17 protein-coding genes are annotated in these 16,875 nt (G+C 36.2%); 13 read left to right on the top strand and 4 right to left on the bottom strand.

The features are described from left to right. The first annotated feature begins 169 nt into the window (after positions 1–169). The 11 genes from BQ3481_RS02605 to BQ3481_RS02650 all read left to right on the top strand — a co-directional run bounded on the left by BQ3481_RS02605 (position 170) and on the right by BQ3481_RS02650 (position 8,676). A complete protein-coding gene (locus tag BQ3481_RS02605; RefSeq protein ID WP_157926845.1) occupies positions 170–934 on the top strand; it encodes a transposase in 765 nt (254 codons plus the stop codon). Between the two features lie 48 nt (positions 935–982). After that, the gene (locus BQ3481_RS02610) at positions 983–1,234 is read left to right on the top strand and encodes a hypothetical protein (RefSeq protein WP_157926846.1); all 252 of its coding nucleotides are present in this window, start codon (positions 983–985) and stop codon (positions 1,232–1,234) included. A 59-nt stretch (positions 1,235–1,293) separates the two neighbouring features. Further along, positions 1,294–1,629 carry a hypothetical protein gene (locus tag BQ3481_RS02615; RefSeq protein ID WP_157926847.1) on the top strand — a complete coding sequence of 112 codons (336 nt, stop codon included), beginning with the start codon at positions 1,294–1,296 and terminating at the stop codon, positions 1,627–1,629. A 587-nt stretch (positions 1,630–2,216) separates the two neighbouring features. Beyond that, positions 2,217–2,573: a response regulator gene (locus BQ3481_RS02620; RefSeq protein ID WP_157926848.1), complete on the top strand. Its 357-nt coding sequence runs from the start codon at positions 2,217–2,219 to the stop codon at positions 2,571–2,573. Between the two features lie 126 nt (positions 2,574–2,699). Then, complete coding sequence (locus BQ3481_RS02625) at positions 2,700–3,599, top strand: matrixin family metalloprotease (protein ID WP_162287729.1); 900 nt, start codon at positions 2,700–2,702, stop codon at positions 3,597–3,599. A gap of 37 nt (positions 3,600–3,636) precedes the next feature. Beyond that, entirely contained in the window at positions 3,637–5,052 is a 1,416-nt protein-coding gene (locus tag BQ3481_RS02630; protein ID WP_157926850.1) for a sensor histidine kinase, read from the top strand. Positions 5,053–5,502: 450 nt separating this feature from the next. After that, entirely contained in the window at positions 5,503–5,709 is a 207-nt protein-coding gene (locus BQ3481_RS02635) for a hypothetical protein (protein ID WP_157926851.1), read from the top strand. A 279-nt stretch (positions 5,710–5,988) separates the two neighbouring features. Next, on the top strand, positions 5,989–6,177 hold the full coding sequence (locus tag BQ3481_RS02640; protein WP_157926852.1) for a hypothetical protein: 189 nt from the start codon (positions 5,989–5,991) through the stop codon (positions 6,175–6,177). Between the two features lie 109 nt (positions 6,178–6,286). After that, the gene (locus BQ3481_RS02645) at positions 6,287–6,532 is read left to right on the top strand and encodes a hypothetical protein (protein ID WP_157926853.1); all 246 of its coding nucleotides are present in this window, start codon (positions 6,287–6,289) and stop codon (positions 6,530–6,532) included. A gap of 53 nt (positions 6,533–6,585) precedes the next feature. Beyond that, entirely contained in the window at positions 6,586–6,717 is a 132-nt protein-coding gene (locus BQ3481_RS11830; protein WP_255408329.1) for a hypothetical protein, read from the top strand. A 108-nt stretch (positions 6,718–6,825) separates the two neighbouring features. Further along, the gene (locus BQ3481_RS02650) at positions 6,826–8,676 is read left to right on the top strand and encodes a threonine--tRNA ligase (RefSeq protein ID WP_157926854.1); all 1,851 of its coding nucleotides are present in this window, start codon (positions 6,826–6,828) and stop codon (positions 8,674–8,676) included. 2 nt (positions 8,677–8,678) lie between these two features. Here BQ3481_RS02650 and BQ3481_RS02655 read toward each other — a convergent pair whose 3' ends face one another. The 4 genes from BQ3481_RS02655 to BQ3481_RS02675 form a co-directional block, all read right to left on the bottom strand. After that, positions 8,679–8,909 (bottom strand): tetratricopeptide repeat protein, encoded by a 231-nt coding sequence (locus BQ3481_RS02655; protein ID WP_231911841.1) that lies wholly within the window; start codon positions 8,907–8,909, stop codon positions 8,679–8,681. Between the two features lie 28 nt (positions 8,910–8,937). Further along, the gene (speB, locus tag BQ3481_RS02660; RefSeq protein ID WP_157928440.1) at positions 8,938–9,810 is read right to left on the bottom strand and encodes an agmatinase; all 873 of its coding nucleotides are present in this window, start codon (positions 9,808–9,810) and stop codon (positions 8,938–8,940) included. 506 nt (positions 9,811–10,316) lie between these two features. Further along, positions 10,317–13,847 (bottom strand): DNA-directed DNA polymerase I, encoded by a 3,531-nt coding sequence (locus BQ3481_RS11710; protein ID WP_231911892.1) that lies wholly within the window; start codon positions 13,845–13,847, stop codon positions 10,317–10,319. A gap of 7 nt (positions 13,848–13,854) precedes the next feature. Further along, entirely contained in the window at positions 13,855–14,391 is a 537-nt protein-coding gene (locus BQ3481_RS02675; protein WP_157926855.1) for a deoxycytidylate deaminase, read from the bottom strand. Between the two features lie 123 nt (positions 14,392–14,514). On the opposite strand from BQ3481_RS02675, the gene BQ3481_RS02680 reads away from it, so the two are divergent. Both BQ3481_RS02680 and BQ3481_RS02685 read left to right on the top strand, forming a co-directional pair. Further along, a complete protein-coding gene (locus tag BQ3481_RS02680) occupies positions 14,515–16,023 on the top strand; it encodes a DEAD/DEAH box helicase (protein WP_157926856.1) in 1,509 nt (502 codons plus the stop codon). Positions 16,024–16,097: 74 nt separating this feature from the next. Then, positions 16,098–16,871 (top strand): hypothetical protein, encoded by a 774-nt coding sequence (locus tag BQ3481_RS02685; protein ID WP_157926857.1) that lies wholly within the window; start codon positions 16,098–16,100, stop codon positions 16,869–16,871. Positions 16,872–16,875 lie beyond the last annotated feature (4 nt).

The following is a 16,875-nucleotide window of genomic DNA, read 5'->3' on the forward strand; positions in this document are numbered from 1 at the left end:
GCATTTGATAGGTTTGCTATCTTTGTATGATGATATTGACAAAAGGGGAAGACCATATGTGTATTCTACTTGTACAATGATTCGCTGCTACATTGTGCGAATATGGTTTAGAATTCCATCAAACAATTGCCTGCATCATTATTTTTCTGTAACACACAACAAGAAAATAATGAGATCATGTGGATTGTACACATTACCAGACAGAAGAACATTTGACCGAAGATTCAAGGTTATGCCGGTCCAGAACATCATTGGTATCATGGGAAGAAGATTTGTGTCAGAAAAAATTGCTGATTCTACCATAACATCCATTGATAGTTCCATGATACGTGCAAAAAATGGTCATGTTTGGCATCGCAAGCATATGATATCAGGACATCTTCCACGATCCGGAATTGATACTGATGCCAAATGGGGATTCTCTGGAACACGTGGATGGATATTTGGATACAAATTACACATGACATGCAGTACTGGAAAACTAATAGTTCCACTGTCTGCTGGCATAACAACTGCAAACATACAAGATAATCAAGAGTATCAAAATCTTGTAGAATATCTTCCTGATATGCGATATATTGTTGCTGACAAGGGGTATGATGATCATGAGCTGTACGAGTATACAAGACAGAGAGGTGCAAGGTTAGTTTGTCCGGTACGAAGGTACAGGCATACAAGAGGTGAAAGACTGGAATTGATTTTATTTTACAAATCCAAAAAAGGTCGGAAGATACATCATAGTAGAAGTGTATCTATTGAACCATTGTTTGGTAGCATCAAGGAAACATTTGGGATATCAACATCTCCTGTATCTGGATACAACAACGTATCATCATATTTACTGATGTGCGTCTTTGTGTATCAGGTTGTCATATACTACAATTGTATTCTGGGAAATAATCCACGATCCATCCGATTGATGCTTGGTAATTAGAATATTTTATGAAATGTTTATGCCCAAGTCTCAGATAATTATCCTTTCATGAATCACGAAAAAAAGACAGTTAACATATGCTCAGAACTTGTTGGCTACACGCCTATCTCACTTGATATCATAATTCTTAATCTTTCAAAAAATGAACAGAAAAATTATAGATATTATGAAGGGGAAGCGGACCGCCAAAATTCTGAATATGGCGAAGATCATAGACATGAACACAGAGATGGTAGAAGAGAACACAGGACTGGGGAGTTATTTGATCATGTAAAGTATAACAAACGCTTTGGTTACTAGAATACGTACATTAATGTACGTACATATATGCATATATGCAAGTAGTGTGTAATTAATGTATGGCGAATCCAAAATCCGTATTTACAAAAGACCACATTCTAGATTCTGGAACAGTTCTCTCTGGCAATGATTTCATCCAAAACATATCCAAGTATAATCCGACGCTTAAGAATATCCTGAAAGTAGAACAACTTCTTGCAAAATACAAGGAGTTTGATTCAAAAGCACAGTTGACAAAAAAACTAGATGTTACCATGAGACCCCCTGTTCTAAATGTCATTTTAAAATATCTAGAAGCATCTAACAAAGTTTTACTGGATAAAGATGGTTCTATAATCTGGATTTATGCCAGTACTACTGCTAAAAAGAGCTGGGAAAAAGCAGTACCCATATAGAATTCAAGGAACTTGAATCTCATAATGGAATTAGGCACAAACGGATCTAAAACTAGAACGCAAAACGTAACATACCAGGCCCGATCCATATTTTTTAAACTAGAAGAATCCTACACCAATTTTTTATGATATGTACGTCCAGTACGTGTAAGAAATGAGACTCCCATGCGAAATCTTTTCCTTGCAGTAACTAACCTGATACTAACGATATGTCAAGTTAATATTGCTGTATCAGACTGTATCCCTTGAATTATCTAACAATATTGTATTAATTACAATCTGTATTTTTTTAGGAATTTTCACATGATGGATTTTTTATGATGTTGATTAATTTGGACAGGTTGTTGGATGGTAGAAAAAATGTGAGCATTTTTATGTAAAAACTCCATTTCTAAGAATAAATATGTTCTAGTTACCATGAAATGAAAAAATAGTAAAAATAACTCAAATGAGTATAATGTTGATGAAATCGAATAAAAAAATATTATATTTTCAAATGATGAGTTACATACATGTGAATTTTGTACGTTGACTTGAGAAAAACATCAATATTCTTATATAAAATATAGTATATAGAATTAGATATTATGATGAAAATTTTACTAATAGACGACAATGAATCCATTACCGAAATGATGTCCAAATATCTGAGAGGTAAGGGACACGAATGTATTGTTACAAATGATGGAAGAAACGGACTGACTCTGATTGAACAAGAAAAATTTGATGTCATATTACTGGATTTGGCAATGCCCGAGTTTACTGGGGTGGATGTAATAGATCATCTGTATAAAAATGGAGAAATTGGAAAACACAAGATAATCTTGTTTACTGCCTCATCTATCACCGACGAAGAAATTCAAAAGCTTATAAAAAAAGGGGCACATTCCTGCCTTAAAAAACCTGTAAAATTAGAAGTCCTATTAAAAACTATGGGAGCCTGAGTAAAAATTAGTTCAGACAAAAATGATACGTCTGCAGATGAAAAGCTGTTTGAAAGTGATAAGATAAAAGAGTTAGAACAAGAAAAAATCCTTCTAAAGGAAGTCAACGATTCGATATCGTCACAAATGGATGAGATGGGAAAATTAAAACAAGATCTAGAAAGAAAACTAGTTGATGAATCACAAAAATCCAAAGAATTGGGACAAGAAAAAATTATTCTTGAAGAGATAGTACATGATGGGGAAAAGACTGAAAAAAGAGCTCGTAAATGGTATTATGTATCGGTTTTAGGTATTGCGGTTGTAGTTTCATTGGGATTTGTAGGCTATTCTTACTATGAAAATCAAATTGTGAACAAAGCTATATCCCACGACATGTCAAATTACAACTCAAACTATGTAATCCAGAATCTACAAGGCGATACTGTAGATACATGGGTATCATGGAATATTGACAATGGAAGAGTGATTCACGTTCATGTTGTTAACGAAGCAAAAGTCTCACAAGACATGATAAATGCCATAAAAGATGCAATCTTATCTACTAAAGTTGTATCTATAGATGATTCACAAACAGGTAAAGGTCCACAGGGAACTTCTTCCACATATTATGTTGGGTGGGAAGGAGCTACTGAACAAGCATCCGAAAAACCTACCACGTTATACATACCACAAAAATTTGACATAAATGGATCTCCTAATGGAGTGGGAGACATTGAAATAATACTTACAAGTGATGTGAATCCTGACGGATATTCTGGATATACCAAATCTCTTGTAGATGGCAATCAAATACTTAAGTCCAAAATAACCATCTTCAAGGCAAACAAGCTTGATGCCGATAGACTTGAGGCAATAATGAGACATGAATTTGGTCATGCTCTGGGACTTGGCCACTCTACTGCTATAGAAGATCTAATGCATTCAATGCTTCCAGATTATCCGTATATCTCTGCCTGTGATATTGACGCGTTACATGGATTGTATGATGGAGACAAGAATAGCAAGGTGGTGTGTACAAAATGACCTGCTTCCTTTATGCCTGTTTTAGGAGGGATGTGTTATGTTTCAAGTAAATTCTTACACTTCTTGGATAATTGTTGGAACGCTATTGCCGATTATTGCATTTTCCATAGTATCATGTGTATCATTTATCAGTATAAATAATTTGATTCAAAATGAAAACTGGTTATCGCATACTTTTACAGTGATTGACAAAGCAGACTATTTCATGAAAACAATGGTGGATGCCGAAACTGGTCAGCGTGGATATCTAATTACTGGACAAGAAAATTTCTTGGAACCCTACAATTCTGCAATATCTCAGATTGATGATCAGATCAAGGCATTAAGACAACTTACGATGGATAACCCTGTTCAACAATCCAATATGGATAAATTGGAACCATTGGTGAAAAAAAGACTGGATTTACTTGATTTAAACATAAATCTTCGCAAGAGCAATAACACATTAGATCTTGTTAAAAATTTTGATACACTCAAAGGGAAAAAAACCATGGATGAAATTCGTCAAGTAGTAGAGAACATAAAAAATGAAGAACAACAATTATTATCTAAACGAAATCTAGATACCCAGTCAGCTATACTCACTACTGAATATGTGATAATTTTAGGAACTGGCCTTGCAGTAATTTTAACCGTTATCACAACTCTTGTAGTAAATAAGAAATTGGCAGAACGACAAAAACTTGAAAGATCTAATATTGAATTACAGGTACAATCTCAACAATTACGAGAAACAGACATAGCCAAAGAAGAATTTACTACTATGGTTTCACATGAATTGAAAACTCCTCTAGTCACAATCAGTGGATATGCAGAAATGCTCAGAGAGGACAATAGTATTCTTGGACCATTAAATAGTGAACAGATTAACGCAGTTGAGAAAATTAGTACAGAAACTACCAAGCTGGAAAGATTAATCAGTGACATAATGGATACCCAGAAAATAGATTTAGAAAGAATGAAGTTTAACAAAAAGGAGTTTGAAGTTAAAGAATTCCTAGACGAGCAAATCCAAACACATTCAAAATTAATGAGTGATAAAAAAATACTCTTCGTCAACACTACCAAAGAAAGAACAAACATAGTGAGCGATCAGTATCGATTAAGTCAAGTGTTTGCCAATTTGATAAAAAACGCAGTTGATTTTGTACCACAAAATCATGGCAGTATAGAAATTAACGCACAAGGAAATAACAATCATGTTGTTTTTTATGTAAAAGATAATGGTAGTGGAATACCAAAAGAAAAACAAAATAATCTTTTCAAAAAATTTTATCAGATTGATACATCTCTTAAAAGAAGACATGGTGGAACTGGATTGGGCTTGGTGATCTGCAAAGGTATAGTGGAAGCATTAGGTGGAAAAATTTGGCTTGAGAGTGAAGTTGGGAAGGGCACTACAATTTTTTTCACCCTGCCAAAAACTGATCTAAATGAAAAGCATGATGAATAGTTATTGCGGTATTAACAATTTGAGTAAAATGCTTGCAAGTTGAAATTGTGGAAAAACAGAATAACAAATATCTTCCATGGATGAAGTGTATAAAATCAAGATCTAGAACAGGTACATATTGTACTATAAGATCCGCATGAATCACTTGATGCTAAAAATGAAGATCTAGAAAAATCGAGAAAAAAATTGAAATGATGTGGAAAAAGATCATTCTATGTGGATACTGTATTGATATAACTTGTACATTGTAATGTGATGTGGTTCTAATTTTCTTATTCGGAAGTCATGCCAAATTGGAACCAAATACGTGTTAAACCTTCCCCACTTGATATATTATATGTCCTCGTGATAATTATTGTAAATTGTAATGTCTAGAATTTTCTTCACAGCACAAAGGACTATATCTATTTGAGATCACATCACAAATACTTTGAAAAAGAATTAAGAAAATTGCCTATTGAGAAGTTATGGGAAATTGTGGAAGAATTACTATCATTTCACTACTATGTACCTGACAAAATAGGAATGAATTATGAACAAGTACTTGAATTATGTGTCATTTTAAAAGAAATTGATGAGATGTTTAGAAATCTTGAACAAGTTGCTATTTTAAAAAGCGAATTGGGCAAGACTTTAAACCATGATGTCTCTAATTAGTCCGATTTTTTCAATATGCGCATAATCATAGAGAATATGATGTCTCTTGTCTTTTGGGAAAAATAATATTACTTGTGACAACATGTCACAATCGCAAAGCATGATATACATTACTAATTATGATAAACATTGCAAATGTTCTCAAACAATATGTTACCGATGAAAGTTATCAGACCATAATACGTGCTTTATTTCCAATATTCTAAAAACCTGATAATCTAAGACGGATTTTTATTGGATGATTATTTGACGAAATTAAAATGTGGCGGCACATGTATTATGGATAGTTGGATTTATCCCCTACTTCTTAGTTTGATCGGTGGTCCTGCAGCAATAATTTTTAGACGCTGGTACAGTAAAAAAGATGATACTTCAAGTAAGTTTAGAGATGCAGGCACCTATGTACGTGATGATTCTTTATACTCTTATGATAAAAAGGAAAAAGACTCTCAGGAGGGGGTAACTTGAATTGATTTTGCAACATGTTTAAATTTTTTTATAAACATCATAAAATCAAAATTAACCCATGCTGTACATGACACAACCGTTTTTATAATTGCAAATCACAAAACCATTAATGTCTACATCAGAATCAAATTCCGTTGCATGTTCTCTGCTTATCAACATGCAAGGTTGCCAGGAATTAAAGAAACTAAAACAAGGAACACAATACAAGATTGACGTGATCCAAGAGCCTAGTGTGATCTTCAAAGATTCTGTAGGAAACAAAAAAGAGATGAAGTTCAAACAAAACTGTACCATAACCATAACGCATGAAAAAATACTCTACAACCGTGATGATGTCGTAATAAAATCAGTATAGTTGTACAGTAATGAAAATACTTATGGATGTCCACGAATCAAGTGATTATATCTATGGAAAACCTACTTAACAATGAAGAGATAGATTGGCTAGTCAAGTTTTTGGCTGGAAAGGGTAGCAATGATGAGATAATCGAAAAAATAGTTCGAATAACCACCAAGCTTGAGAAAATGAAACGTAGGTGATTTCTAGTATGTTCCTTTAATGGCCCAAAGTTTTTTTTGAATATTTTTTATCATCGCATGTTCATTTTGGCATAAAGTTTAATTCAACAACCAAAACAAAAATAAAACATGCGAATATTGCAGTTACATTGCGATTATATCGAATATACACCGGTAAAAAAGGAAATAAAATCTGCTGAGGAAATAGATCCTCAAACAAAACGCCTTGAAGAGATTGTGGTTGCATTTGTGGCAGTAGAAGAACTAGATAATGAAGTTGTTGCAAAAAAGGCAATAGTTGAAATCTCAGAATCCATGCAAAAAATTGGCTGTTCTAAATTATTGTTGTATCCTTATGCTCACTTGAGCTCAAAGCTTGCATCTCCCACCACTGCATTGCTTTTACTCCAAGATATGGAAAAAAACGCCAAAGGTCTGGAGGTGCATAGGGCACCATTTGGATGGACAAAATCGTATAAACTTCAGGTCAAAGGACACCCATTGGCTGAAAATTCTAAAACAATAACAGCTGGAGAAGAAAAAGACTCGTCATCAAATGCACTAAAAGCGGAATCCAAAATCATATCATATTGGCACATACTTACCCCTGATGGCAAACTGCATGACATTGACAAATTCAATTTTGCAAAATACCAAAATCTCGAAGTGTTGGCAAAATATGAAGCTGCTAAGAAAAGAGCAGTCGACGAGCCTCCGCCTCATGTAAAATTAATGAAAAAATTGGCAATCGCAGATTATGAACCTGCATCAGATGCTGGCAACATGAGGTTCTATCCAAATGGCAGGCTCATGAAATCTTTGATTGAACGATATGTCACAGACAAGGTAATGGAATATGGGGGGTTTGAAGTCGAGACTCCAATAATGTATGATTCACATCATCCTAGCATGGAAAGTTATTTTCACAGATTTCCGGCGCGACAGTATAGCATTGATTCAGAAGGAAAACACCTTTTCCTGAGATTTGCAGCATGTTTTGGTCAGTTCTTGATGGCAAAAGACTTTCAACTATCATACAAGAATCTGCCGTTAAAACTGTATGAGCTTACAAGGTATAGTTTCAGAAGGGAACAGTCTGGAGAACTTGTGGGGCTTAGAAGATTACGTGCCTTTACAATGCCTGATTGTCATGCCATGTGTATGGATATGAACCAAGCAAAAGAAGAGTTTAGAAAAAGATTTGATTTGTCACGTGATGTCATAAAAGGACTTGGCATTGAAAGCGAAGATTATGAAATGGCGATTCGATTTACCGAAGAGTTTTACAATGAAAATAAATCACTAATTGAAGAGATTGTGGCAAAGATTGGCAAGCCAGTGCTTGTTGAGATGTGGAAGGAGAGATTTTTCTACTTTGTACTAAAATGGGAATTTAACTATGTGGACAATCTCGGAAAAGCTTCTGCATTATCAACCGATCAAATTGATGTAGAAAATGGAAAAAGATACAACATTGAGTTCATGGATGACACCAACAAACCTCAGAGCCCAATAATTTTGCACAACTCTCCTAGCGGTGCAATTGAGAGAGTGATATACACGTTATTGGAGAAAGCAGCAAAGGACCAGAGAGAGGGAAGAAAGCCCATGTTCCCATTGTGGCTTGCCCCCACCCAAGTACGATTAATTCCTGTAAAACCCGAGTTTCTGGACTATTGTGAAAAACTTGCAGACAAACTCACAGAAAATGACATACGCGTAGATGTAGATGACAGAAATGAAAGCGTAAGTAAGAGTATCCGGGATGCAGAGACTGAATGGATACGATACATCATAGTCATCGGTGAAAAAGAAGTCAATTCTACTACTCTATCTATTAGGGATAGAAAGTCAAAAGATCCACATAATCTATCAGTTGAAGAATTCATCACAAACATCAAAGAAGAAACCAAGGGGAAACCTTTCATGAGAATAAACATGGGTCGAAGCATGGCAAAAAGGCCACAAATAATGGTCTGACATCAAGAAGCGTCTAAATCTCTTGGGTCCAGTTGGAGAGACTTGTTGAAACATTCAATGGCCTCATCATATCTTCCCAGGCCGCGCAGGGAAATTCCTTTTCTGTTGAGCAAATCCGGGTTGCTTGGCTGCATTATTATTGCTTGATCAAAATGACTTGATGCCTTCTCAAAACCACCCTCTGTCATCAACTGAATGCCTTTTTTGGCAAGGTTTGAAATGTTTTCTTCCACTAGATGGTAATTTTATTTCTGCCTTAAGTTACTTACGGGATAAATTCATTGCTATGACTTCAGACATTAGTTTTGCGGCAACAGAGGCTGTTGCACCATTATCATATGGCGGACAGAGTTCAACTATGTCCATACATCTTATAGTGTTACCCTCTAATGCGTATATCATGTCAAATAACTCTCGTGATGTTATTCCCATGGCCTCTGGATTCCCAACCCCAGGTGCAAATGCTGGGTCTAGCACATCCAAATCAATGCTGACATAGATCTTGTCAAAAGTTGACATAAAGTCTTTGACCATTTTTGGTCCTCTGCCCTCTCTGATGTCTTTGTCTGTTACAACGTTTATCTTATGTTCTGTCTTGAATGCCAGCTCTTCTTTTACAAATGATCTTGCACCTACATGGACAATATTTTCAGCTCCGCGTTTTTCGATGATTCTTCTAAGATATGCTGCATGGCTCAGCTTAATGTCTGCATATTCATCTCTTAAATCATAATGGGCATCAAATACTATGTAACCTGTATCCTTTGGAAATGCCATGTATGTGCCATATGTAATCAGATGTTCTCCACCTAAAATGATCATCTGCTTGTTTCTTTCTGCAAGCTCAGTTGTTATCTTTCCAATCATGTCGAGCACTTCGGTTGCAACTACTGTATGATATGTATTTCCAAGGTCTTCGATATTGACACTTTCTAAATCTACGTTAAATCTTGTTGAAAATATTTCAATATTGTTAAAAGCCTGGCGTACTGCATCTGGACCAAATCTTGTTCCAGGCCTAAATGAATGTGTAGAGTCAAAGGGAATTCCATAAACTATTGCCGATACATCTCCTTCTTCACTAGGGCTTGTTATCAACGGATTCCGATTCATATACAAGTCAAGAAAACTCATTTGTGTAAGGCTCATCATTTTACAGTGATATAATAATATTTCAAATTTTGATCTTTTTGACAAATAAAAAAACTGGGATTTTCAGACTCGATGATCTGTTATTTGTTCAAAAACACTCTTTTGGTTTGGAGTTGAATGGCCTTTTTTCAATAAAGCAAAACTGGTCAAATTTTGGATACTTGAAAAATATCTAATTGCATACAACATCTTTTGCGATCAGATTACATTTTGGGTGAACCTGCTCATCGCTTGCCTTTCTACAAGTGGTGCAGACAAACTGGTTTACCTCACTACATATGGTGCAACGTTGAAATTCTTCCATAGTTATACCACAATTTCTACATGAATCTTTTCTCATATTTGTAATTTCTATAACTTTATTTATAAATTTTAGTACTGATGGACTTGACACACAGGTGTAAATATTTGCTCATTTTCAGGGTGAATATCTGGTTTTAACAATTTTTTCGAGGCCCGAAACCGATCAACATTAATTGTATGTCTAGCTACTTCCAGAAAAATTGATCCAACCCGGTCTGTTTTGGTTCCCCAATCAAGCTTGCAAAATCCAAGTCCATTGAAGACAATATTTGGTCAAACGTACTTTCCATAAACTCCATGTATTTCGGAGTATCAATCTCATCCGGCCTTGCCATCTCGGTAGGCTTTACCCCTGGTTTGTTTATTATCTTGACATATGAAATAATGTCACCTTTTTTTATCTCTCTTGTCTGTTCTAAAAGTTTGGCAGCTCTGATGTGTTGAGGGATGGTTTTAACATATTCTGCAGGAGCCTTGCTTATCATTACATTGAATGCAAGTTCTACAAGCGGAATCTGCCTTGCCTTTAATTTTTTTGCATAACTTGATATCATATCACCAATCTTTGTCTTGGACTGGGAGAACTCCTGTTCGTTTTGTACTTGTGACAAGATTTCAAGTATTTCATAAAACAGATTTCTAATAAATGGTGGAGTATGTGATTTTTTTCCAGTCAGGCCTTTGACATCTACCTTACCATCTTTTTGTACTCCGAGATAGTTTTTCTTTCTTTTACTAAATACTACATAACGATATTCCTTGTCTAAATCCAAATCAACTCCAAACTCTGTTTTTGCCCATTCTACTACGCCTTGCACCTGATCTTGTGATGGAGATTTCAAAAACAATGAATCCGTATTATGTAACAAGACATTGCCTAATCCACCACAAAAATGATGATTCTTTGTTTCCAAATCATACACATATCCGCTTATGTTGAATTTTTCAATTTTTTTGATGATATCTGATTGTTTTACTCTCATGGTTTTTTGATCTTTAATTATTTCTAGTCTACATGTGCATGGCTTGTTTTTTCTTATTTGCAACGAATAGTCCAGTCCTAACTGCTCCAACATGACAATGATTCCAGCAATGACGGTCTTGTGTATTTGATCTATTGTCATTCCAGTTATGTCGGTATGGTAATCTCTACCCAACATTCCGTTCATGAATGCCCTTTTTGCCTCATTGTTTGCATTCAGTACGGATTGTGGTACTCCCTTGTGGTCATCGCGATAGCAAAAAAGTCTAAAATAATCCACAAACAGTTTGTGGTTATTCTTTGGAACTAACGCATATGCAGAAGACCTTTTGTGGACACCCTTGATGATTGTTTCTAAAGCCAAATGCTCATGTATGATTTTCTGTGCTTTTTGTAATGACTTTTTGTCTTGGTCTACAATTCTCCATGAATATTGAATATGACTTTCATGTCTATCTGTATTACATGTGCCTTTTGCAATAAAGAGACCAAATAACCACACTAGATCAGCATTTACATGTAATCTGGATTCTGTTTTAACTGAAATAAGATTAATTCTGTCTCCCACTTTTAGCTCTGATGGTTTTACATTTTTTCCATTGATGACTAGGCTGTGATCTTCAGTACATTCCACAAATCCCTTTCTGGTAAGAATTCGATATCCTTTTTTCTTTACCTTGTGTCGGTAGACGTATTTTATTTTTGTAAACCCCTTCTCTGTCAGTACTTCAATGTCTCTAATCTTGTCATATCTTGTATCGCTTATTGTTTTTGGCATCAGTGTCTCTATTGGAATCAAATCAATCGCCCCGTCTTTTCTGCGAATTGTAATTGGTGTATCTGGGAGTACGCTGTCTCCGTATAAAACCTCGATTCCAACCGATTTGCATTTTTCAATTGTCTCTAAAATTGTAAACCTCCCAACCGCCGTTGTTGCTTCCGCAACCGGCAGGCAATATAATGGAAATATCTCTGCACCCATTACACCATAGCTCGCATTCAAAATGACCTTGAGTGCTTGGCTTACTACTGTGTACAATTGTTTTTGATTTGCAGAGAGACTTGGATTTTTTGATAAGCTCTTGTAATAGTTTACACGCAGGTCCCTGAGCGAGCCAATTAACATGGCAGTCAGACCGTTTTTCTTGGTACAAACCCAATGGGTGGTTCCAGGAATCATGTTTTTTTTACATTCGTCATGAATACATCTCACTGTCTCATAGGATAGATTTCTCACCTTGATTATGCTGGGGTATAGACTTGCAAAGTCCATTACAGAGACATTGAAATGAATTCCTTCTGTGGGTTCTACTACTAGACCTCCGCGATACTTTTTGTCTTTGATAACAGCTTCTGTTGATGCGGTACCTGATTTTTGATCAAGTTCTTCCCGTCGTGGTATCAAATAATTATGTTTTCGATGTTCATAATAAAACAGACTTCGAATCCATTGGGATACGCCCATTCTCGATATGTCATCAATCGGCATGCGCCCAATTCTTGTTATGACTACAAGAAGATTCATCAACAAATCATTATTAAAACTTGTAAGCTTTTGCGTGATTCTTGAATCATTGAAACAATAGTTTCCCAATTCGTAAAGAGAGAGATCTCCCAGTTCTCCCTCATACTCTGTCTTGGATTCATCAATCAGTCCTTCGCATATTGTGTTCAGTGAAAAATCATTATACCTGTGTGAAAAAGCATAGATTTGAAATGAGCGATTGGAAAATGTTCGGTACAAGTCAATATGCACGCCTTTCTTAAGAGTTGCAGAATCGCGCATCATCACCAATGGAATTTCCTTTAATGGAACACCTAGTCTTTCTGCTCTGTTGTACATGAAAGGCATGTCAAATTCATCTCCGTTGAAGGTTATTACAAATGGATAATTTTCCAAGATTTTGAACGCATCTCTTAACATGTCTGCCTCCTTGTCTTCTTCATAGAAACTGATCTTGACATCCTTTGGAAGCTCATTATTTCCCATCTGTAGTCCTGCCCGTTTTAGGACAAAGACTGTCTTGAAATCATCACTTGCACAAAACCCTATTGCAGTAATTTTCTTGTCAGCAATTTTAGGATCAGGGATTCTTCCCGTCTCCGATTCTACTTCGATATCAAAGGTAATTCTTCGTATGTTGGGCACTGGTTGATTGAGAAGATTTGCCCATTCACTGATGTGGTTTTGAAATTCCTTTGTGTCTATTATTCCAATGTTTGTTATCTTGTCAAACAATAGCCCTTTTAGCGCAAGCTGGACCTCGTCTGGTATCGGATGTGAATATTCTTTGAGTGCGCCATTTTCAATGGTGTAATATCTGCCTACAATTAACGAATTGTCATAAAGATAGTTTTCATAATATTTGATATCTGACTCCCACGTCTCAATGGTGTTCCTTATACTCTTGTCAGTCTGGGTACCACCAATTGCAAGTGGATCTGCTACTATGATCTTTGTCACGTCAATCATTCGGTCTTTTAGCAAATCTTCTCGCTTGACATTTTCGAGTTTTAATACATCTGTTCTGTTTGACAAGAACGTCAGTTCCTCTGGGGTGAGTTTGGAATAGCAATATGGTTTATGTCCTGTATTATCGAACCAAAGTTTTAGCGTTTGAGATTTTGGTTCATAAAACTTGAGCACCGCACATTTTTTTAGGCCATCATATGCTGCCGACACCAATAGTGCCGGTGGCATGGAGGTTGTCACTTCTTCTATTACATTTGACATGGTTCCATCACTTTGGCGTAAGATTGGCGTCTGGCTCTTCAAGGAGAACCTTTATCCAATGATTTATCCTGCTCTTGTCCAAAATCACTACTTCTAACCCAGCTTCATGTAATAATTCATAATCCGTCTCAGGATAATTCCCAAGGCAGACTATTTTTTTAATCCCGATTGTGATTGCCATCTTGCTACACTCTAAACATGTGATAAATGTGGTATACAAGGTAGAATTTTTGGTCCCAGAGCCTACCCCGAGTATAGCACAATGCATTATGGCATTTGCTTCAGCATGGTTGCATAGGCACCTGTCAAGACCTTCACCTGATGCAACTTTGCCTTCCATTCGAAGTTGGCATCTTTTACAGCCTCCCTCGAAGCAATTTTTTACCCCCGGAGGCGTCCCATTATAGCCTGTGGCAATCTGTCTGTTTTCTCGTACAATTACTGCTCCAACTTGTCTTGTAATGCAATTTGATCGTAATTTTGCTAATTCTGCCTGGAGCATAAAATACTCGTCCCATGTAGGACGGTCAAATGACTTGTTCATGTGAAGACTGTATAACAGTCCAATATAAGATTACAAACATCTTGGAGTGAAAAGAGTAGTAAGTAAAGATCAACTTTCTATTCTAAACAAGCTTTTTACCAAGATGATGACAATCATGATTAATTGAGTGGTAATTTCGTAGAACACAAGTATATCAAAAAGTTAAGTATAGAACACAGGGATTATCAAAACAACCTGGCAAGACAGGCAATTGCAGAAAATTGTCTAATTGTACTTCCAACAGGACTTGGTAAGACTACTGTCGCATTGCATGTGATTGCAGAATTTCTGTCAAGAGGAAAAGGAGGGGTCTTATTCTTGGCTCCTACTCGAGTCTTGGCACACCAGCATTATGAGTTTTTAAAAAATAATTTGTTAATTGATGACATCGTCCTTATTACAGGAGAAGATCTACTTGCAAAAAGAAAGAAACTTTGGGTAAGCAGCATAATTTGTGCAACTCCTGAAATTGTAAAAAATGATCTTGACAGACAGATCGTTTCCACTGATCAGTTTTCACTTGTAATATTTGATGAGGCACATAGGACAGTTGGAGATTACGCATATTCTGGAATTGCAGAGCGTTTTGTAAACATGAACGTTAGAATAATTGGCATGACTGCTACTTTACCAAGCGAGAAACAAAAGGCAGAAGAGATGATAAAGATACTAAAGATTACAAGTATAGCTCAGAGGACAGAAGAGAGTCCCGATGTAAGTCCATACGTTCAACAAACAGACACACAGTGGATTACTGTTGAACTTGGACCTGAGATGAAAGAGATTCAGGCCTTGATAAAAGCCACAATTGATTCCAGGTATCTTGAACTCAAAAAACTTGGTCTTAATCTTTCAGGAAGCCGATCAATGTCTGAACTTTTGCGTGTAAGGGAATTTGTTTTAAGACAAAACAGGCGAGCTGCCAAGCCACTCTTTACTGCCATCCGCCTCATTCATGCACTAAACGTGTTTGAATCTCATGGTGTTACATCCTTTCTTAGGTTTTGTGAGAGAACTCGAGAGAAAAAAGGAGTCGGCATTAGAGACTTGTTTGAAAATGATGTGAATTTTGGCAAGGCGGTAAGGCTTGCAAAACAGGCACAGGAAAAAGGAATTGAGCATTCCAAAATGGAAAAACTCAGTGAGGTATTGCGCGACATTCCAGGAAAGGCACTTGTCTTTACAAGCTACAGGGATTCGGTGGATGTCATACACCGGAAACTAAACGAGATGGGAATCCCCTCTGGATTTCTGATAGGAAAGGCTGGCGAGACCGGCCTTAAACAGAAAAAACAGATAGAGACAATACAGAAATTCCGTGATGGGCAATACAAGGTGTTAATTGCAACTCGCGTAGGTGAGGAGGGTCTTGATATTTCAGAAGTTAATCTCGTAGTATTTTTCGACAATGTCCCAAGTTCGATTCGATATGTCCAGAGAAAAGGTCGTACTGGAAGAAAAGATTATGGTAAATTAGTAGTATTGATTGCTAAAGATACAACTGATGAAACATATTATTGGATAGGAAAACGCAAGGTTACAGCTGCAAAGGGAATGGGCGAGAAAATGAACAAGTTCTTGGAACAACAAGAAGTACCTGTCGCAAAAAAAGGTCTTGATTCATTCTTCTAGGCTAGTACATAGACGTTTGATTTTGAATAACATAAAACCACAGTTAAATATCATGGAAATATCACAAACTTTTGATGGATGTATCAAAAAATATGATTTTTCTAATCTTGCTTCTTGTTATACCGTCAATCATTCTCCCAATTTATGCAGATAGTTCTGGAATTACGGCGTCTGTAAACAGGGATTCATACCAGCCAGGAGATAAGGTGATAATCAGTGGATCTGTTGGACAGGTTGTAAACAGTAATCCGGTAAACATAATTGTTCGAAACCCCATGGGGAATGTCTATGATGTAGGGCAGGTAAACTTGTTAAACAATTTGTTTGTTCATGATTTTGTATTAAATGATGACTCGTTGGGCGGTACATATACTGTCAATATCAAGTACAGCAATTCCTCGAGTCAGTTACATTTTGTACTGAATTCTGGAACGCTGAGTACAATTCCTGTCTTTGACAGTGAGATAAAAATAAGAACAAATGGTACAAACATGATAAAATATGGCAATGTTTCAGTGTCTGCCACGGATAATACAATCAAAATTTCAATGGACACATCACAAATGTCTGGTAACTCTGTAAATCAAGAATATCAAATTCCAAAAAAAATAATTGATACGCCTGGGGGAAATATAGTGTTGAAGGTTGATGGAAACCAGATCTTGTGTTCGCAGAGTGAAACTGATACTATCCGCATACTTGATTGCACAATTCCTGCAAATTCTACAGAACTTGAATTGGTTGGAGCTACGGTAATTCCAGAATTTGGTCCGTTGGCAGGTCTTGCAATATTTGTATCTTCGATCACAGTAGTTGTTTTGTCAAGGATCTCCAAAATTCATTTGTAGCTCA

This window comes from Candidatus Nitrosotalea okcheonensis (assembly GCF_900177045.1).
Taxonomy (GTDB): domain Archaea; phylum Thermoproteota; class Nitrososphaeria; order Nitrososphaerales; family Nitrosopumilaceae; genus Nitrosotalea; species Nitrosotalea okcheonensis.

What these genes read in the sequence shown, in the direction of transcription:
- BQ3481_RS02685 (WP_157926857.1), top strand. Translation starts at nt 16,098, where the DNA reads ATGGATGTATCAAAAAATATGATTTTTCTAATCTTGCTTCTTGTTATA.
- BQ3481_RS11710 (WP_231911892.1), bottom strand. Translation starts at nt 13,847, where the DNA reads ATGTCAAATGTAATAGAAGAAGTGACAACCTCCATGCCACCGGCACTA.
- BQ3481_RS02605 (WP_157926845.1), top strand. Translation starts at nt 170, where the DNA reads ATGAGATCATGTGGATTGTACACATTACCAGACAGAAGAACATTTGAC.
- BQ3481_RS02620 (WP_157926848.1), top strand. Translation starts at nt 2,217, where the DNA reads ATGATGAAAATTTTACTAATAGACGACAATGAATCCATTACCGAAATG.
- BQ3481_RS02640 (WP_157926852.1), top strand. Translation starts at nt 5,989, where the DNA reads ATGGATAGTTGGATTTATCCCCTACTTCTTAGTTTGATCGGTGGTCCT.
- BQ3481_RS11830 (WP_255408329.1), top strand. Translation starts at nt 6,586, where the DNA reads ATGGAAAACCTACTTAACAATGAAGAGATAGATTGGCTAGTCAAGTTT.
- BQ3481_RS02630 (WP_157926850.1), top strand. Translation starts at nt 3,637, where the DNA reads ATGTTTCAAGTAAATTCTTACACTTCTTGGATAATTGTTGGAACGCTA.
- speB (WP_157928440.1), bottom strand. Translation starts at nt 9,810, where the DNA reads ATGAGTTTTCTTGACTTGTATATGAATCGGAATCCGTTGATAACAAGC.
- BQ3481_RS02625 (WP_162287729.1), top strand. Translation starts at nt 2,700, where the DNA reads ATGGATGAGATGGGAAAATTAAAACAAGATCTAGAAAGAAAACTAGTT.
- BQ3481_RS02645 (WP_157926853.1), top strand. Translation starts at nt 6,287, where the DNA reads ATGTCTACATCAGAATCAAATTCCGTTGCATGTTCTCTGCTTATCAAC.
- BQ3481_RS02650 (WP_157926854.1), top strand. Translation starts at nt 6,826, where the DNA reads ATGCGAATATTGCAGTTACATTGCGATTATATCGAATATACACCGGTA.
- BQ3481_RS02615 (WP_157926847.1), top strand. Translation starts at nt 1,294, where the DNA reads ATGGCGAATCCAAAATCCGTATTTACAAAAGACCACATTCTAGATTCT.
- BQ3481_RS02610 (WP_157926846.1), top strand. Translation starts at nt 983, where the DNA reads ATGAATCACGAAAAAAAGACAGTTAACATATGCTCAGAACTTGTTGGC.
- BQ3481_RS02675 (WP_157926855.1), bottom strand. Translation starts at nt 14,391, where the DNA reads ATGAACAAGTCATTTGACCGTCCTACATGGGACGAGTATTTTATGCTC.